Source organism: Vibrio sp. D173a (assembly GCF_030248475.1).
This window is the reverse complement of the sequence record NZ_JAHGAH010000137.1, coordinates 1-9,786: the sequence shown is the minus strand read 5'-3', so window position 1 is coordinate 9,786 and position 9,786 is coordinate 1. Positions and strand designations below refer to the sequence as shown.

The following is a 9,786-nucleotide window of genomic DNA, read 5'->3' as shown; positions in this document are numbered from 1 at the left end:
TGAGAACGGTGATAGCCGTAATGTTAAAACCATTGCCGCCAGTATGAAGCGGCAGGATTTAACACCGAAAGCGGCACGTAAGTTTAAGTGTACTACGGATAGCAAACATAAAATGCCAGTTGCTCCGAACCTGTTGGCACAGGATTTTAACGCGGAGGCTCCGAATCAAAAGTGGGCGGGAGACATCACCTACGTTGCCACAAGCGAAGGCTGGCTGTACTTGGCGGTAATTATTGATCTTTACTCAAGACAAGTAGTCGGCTGGTCTATGGATACCAGAATGACTGCTACGCTGGTCTGTGATGCGTTATCAATGGCCTTGTTCCGTCGCGGATTCCCTGAGCAAGTAATCGTTCACAGTGATCGAGGTAGCCAGTATTGCTCAAAAGACTATCGAGACCTCATAACCGCTTATAATCTAAAGCAAAGTATGAGTAGAAAAGGAAACTGCTGGGACAACGCTTGTGTGGAGAGCTTCTTCCATTCAATGAAAGTTGAAGCGCTCCAATATGAGCCGATCATGATGCGAGACGAGATGCGCCAAGCGATTTTCGAATACATAGAGGTTGATTATAATCGGACGAGAAGGCACAGTGCTCTTGGATATCTAAGCCCAGTTAACTTTGAACAACAAAATGTCGTTTAATGAAGTGTCCAGTCTGGCTGGAGCAGATCAATATCAATACCGACAACTTTAATAGACATACTTGTTACTCCTGCTCTTAATGGTTGTACTATTAGTTTGGTACAACGACGCTAGAAGGGAGGTGCGTCCATCACATCAAAGCCTCTTCTAGGCTAAAGCTAGACTAAGTTCACAAAACTAACAACCAAGTCAAACTCAAAGCGATGCATTTTATCTAATGTTTATTCTACTTCGACTATAAAAACTGTTATTTATACAACAAAAAAGAGTTTACCTAGACACTATTAGTCGTGTTATTGGCTTTATATCAAAAGTATTAAAAATCATAAGTTTCAATTAAAATTAGAACTCAACTTATTGACGTAAAATTCTATGGATTTAGATACAATACTTTATTGGCTAAGTGAAATTATGGGGTATTTTCAGCGCGTGTTGACTGGAGAAGTTCCTATTCCCGCAATGCCTGCTGTTGGAGGAAGCCTTCTCTTAGTAATGGCTTCACTGAATAGAAAGCACTATCAGCCCATAATGGATTGGGTTACTCGTTCAGAAAACCATGCTTATTCTGCGCCGTACGATGATCCGTTGCCACCAATCATGTCAGTAAATGACGATATACTGACCATCAAAGATGCCTCTTCGCATAAGTTGAGAGTGTTTTTATTATTACCTATTTTAGTTCTCGTTTGGACTTTTGCCCTATGGCGTATCGTCGATTTTGGACCAAGCAATTATCTTATTAGGGATGCTAACGCTACTTTAGAGGAGTTAGAACAAGGTATAACGCCCGATAAAAGCCGATATCTCAGCATAATTTCACGTACTTCCATCAACCCGAGAATATTGACATACGAAGGCTATGTATTTAGCAGGAAGCGTAGAGGCGAGGATATTGAGGCTCTGCTAAAAAATGACCAGCGGAGTATAGACTTTTATCGGGTGTTGATATCTGACAATGGAACAAGTTCACCAATTCGATATATAAAAGCAATAAATTCACATGGCACAGAGTCAGAAAAAGAGTGGTTAAAAGAAACAATGAGATTTAATGCCGCTTATTTCTTATTCGCCATCATTATTTCTGCCGCTATTCTTTCCATTCCTCGCAGAGCTTATCTGCACTTTGATCGAAAAAAAGGGATTGTTTACACATGGCATTTAGGCAAAATTTCTGCATGCTCATTTCAGAGTCTAGGCTACCGATATATCAACTTCCATGGCGGTTTTTTTTGCCTGTTGGGCGAAAAATCTTGGCCTCCCGGTTCCTTTAAGCCTCGCGCTTTTGGTCTCGAAGCTACCTCAACGAGACATGTAAACAGTGAACAAGGAAACCAAAATTTCTTACTAGCCCAGATAGTTGACTTCATGAAGTATGGTAAACAAGCAATAATTACGGGTGAGACATTTGAACGGGAAGCTCCTAAAACTTACCTCTTTATTTCTAAGAAACCAAAGCACTTCGAGCAAAGATTAGAAAGAATACTGAGTAAAGAACATGAGCTGCCCGCGATCTACAAGGCAAAAAAACTATAGAGAATACTTATAAATAATCAATACATTCTAGGGTTCTGTCGCAAACTTAGAGTCCTTCAGTTAAGATTCACTTAATTTCCACTCATGATACTGATTCTTAATGTTTAAAGGTTGCCACTTTCCCTCTGAAGTTATTCTCGAAACAATTCGCTACTACCTCGCTTACAAGCTGAGTTATCGAGAAATTGAAGAGTTCCAGAGTGAGCGTGGGGTGAATGTGGATCACGCAACCATTAACCGCTGGGTCATCAAATTTTCACCTGTTTTGGAACATAAAGCGAGATCAAAGAAAAAGCCAGTATCTACTTCGTGGCGCATGGATGAGACCTATGTCAAAGTGAAAGGAGATTGGCTTTACTATTATAGAGCAGTCGATAAGTTCGGAAATGTCATTGATTATTATCTTAGTTCCAATCGCGATGAAGCTGCTGCTAAAGCCTTTCTTAATAAGACGATAGCTCAACATGGCCTCCCCGAGAAAGTGGTCATTGATGGTAGTAAAAGCAACTATGCGGCTATCGATGCAATGAATATCCAACTCTGGTTAACGGGTATCTTCATGCTGTCACTGATTGAGATATTGGATATCGAATATCTCAACAATATCGTGGAGCAAAGTCATCGTTGGGTAAAGCAAAAAACTCGGCAAGCACTTGGTTGGAAGTCGTTAGAGGGTGCAACCGCCAGCCTTCATGGTCGAGAGCTGTGGACGATGTTGAAGCGTGGTCAGATAGAGATAGTTGGATAAACCGCCTATGAGCAACTTTATGCACTCGCATGATAACTGCGTCTAGATAATGGCTCTGCCACGTCTTTATCATAATTTGCGACAGAACCTCTAATTTTGGTCTTGTCGGCAAGTTACGTTTAGTGGTCGCTGTTTTCTGGACGTTTGCTGAACCTTAGTATCAAGATTGACGACAAAAATATTCGCAAAGAACAAGGTTAATATGGACTATTTTTTATCTAGTGTTTTTATATTTTTCTTAATCTTATTTATTTCCTTTTTATGGTTTGACGCTTTAGTGGAGGATGAGAGAATACGGCTAATGGATAAATATAATAATAAAGAATTAGTTGACAAGTTAATGATGCATAGGATTTGGCAAGGTCAGACTGAAGAACAATTATTGGATTCAATTGGTCAACCTTCTTATACTTACCATGTTAACGTTAAACGTAAGATTTTGAGATATGAGTACACTCCAAGTTCGGTTACGACGCGGTTTCAGAGCTTTAACGTGACGATTGTAGATGGAACGGTCGTTGCAACGGATAGAAAACAACCCCCATATAACAAGGCGATTAGTTGAGTAGCGTAGTTACCCCCTTAACAGAGCGTTATGTCTCCTTTCAAATTAGAATTAATCGAGGTGTTAAATGTCTAAACATCAAGGCATTATTGAGTTTTTGGCAATATCAGGTATTTTGCCTTTAGCAGTTATTTTGTTATGTTTCATCGGGGGAATGTTTTTCCTTATATTATGTATTTTTATCGTGTTACGGAACAAAAAAAACAGGTGCAGGAAAGAGAATGCTACAAATGTAAAAGTGGTATAACGAAAGGGAAGCCCGTTTGCTCCGTTTGTGGGCGTTGGAATATTTAAAAAAGTACCGATATAATAAGCATTTAAGGTGTCAACATCTGGCATCAGAAAGGCTTACACCATAGCAAGCCTTCTATCTTAGCAACAGCTCATTTAACATCGCATCCATAATATACCTCGATTATGTGCGACCCCTGTTAAAATATTTCCATGAAGGTGAATTACCGACCAAATTATGGACACAAATGAGTTTCGGAAATTTGAACATTAGCAAAAAATGAATAACTTGAGGTATGGGAAAGTGAAAAAGCCCACTTCCAGAGGTTGAGAAAGTGGGCGAAAGAACACAACACAATAAAGCAGAGTTTGCAGAGATAATATTGTTAAGCATGCGGATGCATACTCCAACGAGTTGTTTATGACCAATAACTCATATTTTGACACTTTCTAGCTTGAAAGTACCATGGATAAAAGTTCAACCTGAGAAGCTTTGGAAAATTATCATTACCCCCATGACCGACCTTCACCAGCTAACTAAAAGTTGGATAATGGCTTGCCAGCGATTTTACTAAATTAGTAATTAAATAGTGATACAATAATCTTTTATATGAAGGGGAGATATAAATGGAACTCATTTTTTTACCATTTTTAATAGTTTTTTTGTTCTGGAAACAAATAGAAATGGAAATAGATAATATATTGATTAGCGTAACATTTTTATTGTACGCTATAGGCTTATTTCTTTTTGTGGACCTTCCGACAAATGCCAGAATTGGTAGCTTGTTCATAGGGCTACCATCTACCTCTTATCTAGCGTTTATATTTCCTTCTCTAATACCATGCGAAGAAAAGGTGGTTAAAACCACCTCTTGTATTATGCTTCTTGTTACTTCACTTCTTTTGTTCTACTTTCAACTTTTCGTATATGAGCAATAAATCAGTCTCTAGATTGTAGTTTTGAAGGCGTTTATCGAGTTCTTTTATAAAAACCAATTCTTCCTCTGTGAGCTTCGCCGAATCCATTTCGTTATAAACAGAGAGCGTTGTTTTTAAGTCAGATTCATTCATGTTTCCAATGTGGTTCAGCTCTTCTAACTTTGAACAAGATTCTATTCTCAAGCTACCTAACGCCGGCAACACCGGAAAATTAAAGTGGAGGTGAAGCCGGAGCTTTTATTTTTCCGGTGCTTGCCCTTGTTAAGCGCAGTGGCTTTAAGCGGCAATACAAAATTGCGCCTAATGCTCCCAAAAAATGGCCAATGTGATCAATTTTCATATCTAACGTTTTATTAGAACCACCTTTGAACTCTGAATCTAGGGCAAGCACTATTGCCAAAACCAGGAACAGTGAAATCGCTAAAAGCCACTCCTTGGTGGTTAATTCCTCTTCATCTGTAAAATAAGCAGCTGCCAGTCCGAAAACACCACCCGATATCCCGCAGACTAGAATATTTTCCGAATAGAATAGTATAGATGGTATAGATGCCAAGCCGCTCACAAGAAGTACTGCCAAATACCTCTTGGCTCCAACCCTGCGTTCATAAGCAGATGCTAGACCTAAGCCAATAACATTTGCAGTGAGATGAATCAGGTTACCATGGATAAATAAGTGCGATACTGACTGTAACGGCCACTTTAAAAACTGATCAATGTCATTACTCAGTGCGAACGTTCGATACAGGCTCTCATCTACGGAAATGAAACCAAAGTTTGTTGTCAGAAGAAATATAAAAAGAATTACAACCCCTGAACATATAGAAGCCCAAACAAATTTAAAGTTTTCACCATAGGTAATTGGAACAGCCTTCAAACTACTCGGAGCAGGCTTTATGAAAATCAATAAGCCGACATAAGTCACAACTGCGAAAAGAAATATAATCATTGGACTAAAGGTATATTGCTCTCAATATGTTCTTGAACTTCCGGCAACAATTTTGCGACCTTTTCTACTCCCTTTAATTGTGCTTTTACTTTAATCTTTCGGTTGTTTTTGAATGTGAATTTCATAGGCCTTTGTAATAGCCCTTTTCCTATTTTTACGCTTTCAATGTCACCAAAGTCAAAAAAATCATGCTCCTTAAACTTACCTAACAAGCTCAATTTATGGAAAGATACACCTTTCTCAGTAACAGCTAAGAAGTATGTTCTCATGCTTAGAATGAAAAAAGGGCCAACTAGTAAGAATAGCCAAATATTTGGTGGGCTTACAGCCTGAAAAAAACCTATTAGCGAGTCCCCGTCATTCAGATTCTCTTCAATGTGTTTTTTAGCCTGTTCTTTGTTCATCATTACTCCTAGTTATGTTTATGTGATCTCTGGTAAGCGCTTAACGCCGCCTTAAGCGGTGAGTAATTGTTGGCTATAATGTGAAGCGAAGCGGAATCGAGCCAACTGTTACGAATCCGACTTTAAGGCCTTGTTATGTGCCGATTAAACCCATAGACATTATTTTCGATAATACTCGTTATATACTGATTGCAGCTAACGCTTTCTATACTGCGATTGTCCGTATTCCATGGCGAAATAATGCCTTCTTTCTTTTTTAACCTTCAACGATAAATCAATAAGATAGCAACCATTAAAAGGGTTGGGTCACACAGCACCGTTTAGTTTTGACAATTGCTAGTTTCAGATAACTTTTAGTAGGGGAAAGGCATATCTCTAGATTCTGTAAAGCACTTGAGATAAGTTGTAAACTGTTAATTTCCATTAATTTTTACACCAATATCAAACGCCGCTGCCCAATGAGAAGACACCGTAGCTGGGAGAGTCACGCTGGTGAGCTGGTTGTTATAAAACGCATCCCTTCCAATGGTGGTCACAGAGTCTGGTATAACCACACTGGTGAGCTTGTTGTTCATAAACGCAGAATTTTGAATGGTGGTCACCGAATCTGGTATAACCACGCTGGCGAGCTGGTTGTTAAGAAACGCCCCATATCCAATGATGGTCACAGAGTCTGGTATAACCACACTGGTGAGCTGATTGCCATTAAACGCATCACTTCCAATGGTGGTCACCAAATCTGGTATAACCACATCAGTGAGCTGATTGCCTTTAAACGCCCTAGTTTCAATGGTGGTCACCGAATCTGGTATAACCACATCAGTGAGCCTGTTATTAGCAAACGCCCGCTTCCCTATCGAGGTCAATGTATCAGGGAGAATTACGCTGGTGAGCATATTATCAGCGAACACACTGTCACCAAGGGAGGTCACCGAGTCAGGGATTGTCACTCTGGTGAGCTGATTCTCTCCAAACGCATACTCTCCAATTGTGGTCACCGAATTTGGGATGGTTACGCTGGTGAGATTGTTTAAATAAAACGCAGTCTTTCCAATTGTGGTCACCGAGTTTGGGATGGTTACGCCGGAGAGCTGGTTTTTAAGAAACGCACGCTTTCCAATTGTGGTCACCGAAGTTGGGATGGTTACGCTAGTGAGATTGTTAAAAGAAAACGCATTATTTCGAATGGTGGTCACCGAGTCAGGAATAACAATCTCCTTTCTTACTCCACCATAGGAAATTATGATCTTTTTGTTTTCAGTGCCATCATCATTACGAGCAAAAATAAAACCATCTGATGGGACATTGTTAACTATTGATATTGCATTTTTATTAAATGCCACCCCAATCGAGGTCACTGATTCAGGAATAGTAACGCTGGTGAGCTGGTTGTCATAAAATGCCATGTCCTCAATAGTGGTCACCGAATCTGGGATGGTCACGCTGGTTAGCTGGTTTCCAGAAAACGCCTGCTTCCCAATCGAGGTCACTGAATCTGAGATGGTCACGCTGGTGAGATTATTTTCAGCGAACGCCCGCTCCCCAATGGAGATCACCGAATCAGGAATAGTAACGCTGGTGAGCTGACTTTCAGCAAACATCCAACTATCAATAGTAATCACCGAATCTGGTATAGCAATCTCTTTTCTTGCTCCACCATAGGAAATCATGATCTTTTTGTTTTCAGTGCCATCATCATTACGAGCAAAAATAAAACCATCTGATGGGACATTGTTAACTATTGATATTGCATTTTTATTAAATGCCCACTTCCCAATCGAGGTCACTGAATCAGGAATAGTAACGCTGGTGAGATTATTTTCAGCGAACGCCCGCTCCCCAATGGAGGTAACCGAATCTGGTATAACCACATTAGTAAGTTTATTGTTTTCAAACGCCTGTCTTCCAATTATAGTAACCGATTTTGGGATGACCACGCTGGTGAGCTGCTTGTCATAAAATGTCCCCCCATTAATAAGTTCGACCGAATCTGGGATGACGACATCTGTGTCGTTACCGTTGTAGCCAATAAGTATTGACTTGTCATCTGAACCATCACGATTTTTGGCATATTGCAACCCTTCCGTTGCTCGTTCACAGCCAGTAAGAAAGGCTAAACAGAGTAAAGTGCCAAGAATTTGAGCTGTTGCTTTCATGAGCCTTGTTCTTGATAATGTCATGGCTGTTCCCGTATTTTATTAAGACCGTCAAATACCCTCTACCAACGCATAAAAGCGTTCACAGGTAGTCAGCTTTATTTTGAGATAAACGTAAGGTAGCAATACTTTCCGCAGTTAGTCCACTTCCAACAAGTTGTTTAGCTAGTTTCGCTACTAAAACGGACGCTTTGACAAGCAAAACATACATATAAAAGGCCCAAATCGTGAAAGTTTCATTCTACTAAATGACTTTTTGTAGGGTAAACGCAGGCTCTTTAACTTTATAGGGTATTTAACCTAACGAATTTTGGGGCATAAATGAGGTCAGATCGGGTCTACATTGTTTAGGAAACATAGGTCAAATTATCAGCCATGAAGTACGAAGAGAAGAAGGCTTTGTTTAGAAATGGAAATATTCCATAGCTTTGATACTCTACATCCATCTGTTGTTGGTTGGTAAATTAGAGCTATGAATAAAATAATAATTTCGACTTTAGGGTTAGTGTTGCTGAGTGGTTGTGCTGTTAGACCAAGTTTCTATGCAAACGTAGATGCAATCGCTGCTCCTGAAAGTTTAAACAAAAAGAGTTACATATTGCTACCCGGAAATGAAGGAGTTAGTCAAGATGATCTACTATATATGGAATATTCGAACTATCTTGTAAGGGCTTTAAGTGAATCAGGCTTCGAAAAAGCAAGTGATTTTCCATCTGCTGACATAACGATATTTATGGCATATGGCATTGGAGACCCTAGAAGAGAGCAATATACATACTCTGTTCCAACTTGGGGACAAACGGGGGTAAGCTCTGCAAATACTTTTGGTACTGTGAATACCTACGGCAATACTTCGACATATTCTGCTACGACTACCTTAACACCTACATACGGTGTCACTGGATCAACTACACATATAGGTAACAAAACAACTTATGATCGCTTTTTAAATATTGTTGCTTATGATGTTGATGTTTATAAGAAAACTGAAAAGATGAAACAAGTATGGACTACAACAGTAACCTCTTCGGGTTCATCTGGTGATTTGCGAAGAGTTATGCCTTTCTTAGTATCGGCAGCTAATCCATATTTTGGGAAAAACACAGGGCAACAAGTACCTGTGACCCTCAATGAAAATGATAAAGTTGTATCAAATATCAAGGGGATAGCTGGCACCAACTAAAATAAAAAGGCTTGGAGTCGAACGGCTTCAATCCTTTCCTTTATCTTTGGTGAGGTAATCAAGACAATGGAGTCAAGTCTTGCTTTTTGCCATCCATTACTTTTGTATCTCAGACCAACAAATTACACGAAATAGAAATTCGCTCCCTAGCTCGTTTTGGGGCATTTTGGTGTTACGCGCTCCGTCAGAACGCTAAAGCCTTTCAATATAGCAGTTCCGATTGAGTATACCTCACACAAACCAATTCAGATATGCAACCAAACCCCTAAGCAAACCTCTCGATGAATCAGCATTGGCTACCTATCAAAACATTGGGTTCGATAGGCAATGCCTATATAGCTCGTTAAGATTATTTTTTAGACAAAGCAGCCCTCACTAAATTAGTACTCTCTTTACAACTGAAAACTCCTATCAATTTGTATACTTTTTGATAGA

At 39.7% G+C, this 9,786-nt stretch carries 8 protein-coding genes; 5 read left to right on the top strand and 3 right to left on the bottom strand.

The genetic code is table 11. From position 1 onward, the window contains the following. The 4 genes from KIV40_RS15230 to KIV40_RS15215 all read left to right on the top strand — a co-directional run. The coding region (locus KIV40_RS15230) for an IS3 family transposase (RefSeq protein ID WP_285350028.1) at positions 1-646 on the top strand (646 nt) is incomplete at its 5' end. A gap of 372 nt (positions 647-1,018) precedes the next feature. After that, positions 1,019-2,179: a hypothetical protein gene (locus tag KIV40_RS15225; protein ID WP_285350027.1), complete on the top strand. Its 1,161-nt coding sequence runs from the start codon at positions 1,019-1,021 to the stop codon at positions 2,177-2,179. A gap of 100 nt (positions 2,180-2,279) precedes the next feature. Continuing rightward, entirely contained in the window at positions 2,280-2,927 is a 648-nt protein-coding gene (locus KIV40_RS15220; RefSeq protein ID WP_285350026.1) for an IS6 family transposase, read from the top strand. 202 nt (positions 2,928-3,129) lie between these two features. After that, on the top strand, positions 3,130-3,492 hold the full coding sequence (locus tag KIV40_RS15215) for a hypothetical protein (protein ID WP_285350025.1): 363 nt from the start codon (positions 3,130-3,132) through the stop codon (positions 3,490-3,492). A 1,381-nt stretch (positions 3,493-4,873) separates the two neighbouring features. On the opposite strand, the gene KIV40_RS15210 is transcribed toward KIV40_RS15215, so the two are convergent. The 3 genes from KIV40_RS15210 to KIV40_RS15200 all read right to left on the bottom strand — a co-directional run bounded on the left by KIV40_RS15210 (position 4,874) and on the right by KIV40_RS15200 (position 8,168). Continuing rightward, positions 4,874-5,608, bottom strand: coding sequence for a rhomboid family intramembrane serine protease (locus tag KIV40_RS15210; protein ID WP_285350023.1), 735 nt, complete (start codon positions 5,606-5,608; stop codon positions 4,874-4,876). Then, positions 5,605-6,012, bottom strand: a complete 408-nt coding sequence (locus KIV40_RS15205) for a hypothetical protein (RefSeq protein WP_285350022.1) — start codon at positions 6,010-6,012, stop codon at positions 5,605-5,607. The genes KIV40_RS15210 and KIV40_RS15205 overlap by 4 nt, the downstream gene beginning before the upstream one ends. A gap of 413 nt (positions 6,013-6,425) precedes the next feature. Further along, entirely contained in the window at positions 6,426-8,168 is a 1,743-nt protein-coding gene (locus tag KIV40_RS15200; protein WP_285350021.1) for a leucine-rich repeat domain-containing protein, read from the bottom strand. Positions 8,169-8,640: 472 nt separating this feature from the next. On the opposite strand from KIV40_RS15200, the gene KIV40_RS15195 reads away from it, so the two are divergent. Further along, positions 8,641-9,351, top strand: coding sequence for a hypothetical protein (locus tag KIV40_RS15195; protein WP_285350020.1), 711 nt, complete (start codon positions 8,641-8,643; stop codon positions 9,349-9,351). Positions 9,352-9,786: the final 435 nt, after the last annotated feature.

Coding starts and splice junctions, on each gene's coding strand:
- KIV40_RS15225 (WP_285350027.1), top strand. CDS start 1,019: ATGGATTTAGATACAATACTTTATTGGCTAAGTGAAATTATGGGGTAT.
- KIV40_RS15220 (WP_285350026.1), top strand. CDS start 2,280: ATGTTTAAAGGTTGCCACTTTCCCTCTGAAGTTATTCTCGAAACAATT.
- KIV40_RS15215 (WP_285350025.1), top strand. CDS start 3,130: ATGGACTATTTTTTATCTAGTGTTTTTATATTTTTCTTAATCTTATTT.
- KIV40_RS15210 (WP_285350023.1), bottom strand. CDS start 5,608: ATGATTATATTTCTTTTCGCAGTTGTGACTTATGTCGGCTTATTGATT.
- KIV40_RS15205 (WP_285350022.1), bottom strand. CDS start 6,012: ATGAACAAAGAACAGGCTAAAAAACACATTGAAGAGAATCTGAATGAC.
- KIV40_RS15200 (WP_285350021.1), bottom strand. CDS start 8,168: ATGAAAGCAACAGCTCAAATTCTTGGCACTTTACTCTGTTTAGCCTTT.
- KIV40_RS15195 (WP_285350020.1), top strand. CDS start 8,641: ATGAATAAAATAATAATTTCGACTTTAGGGTTAGTGTTGCTGAGTGGT.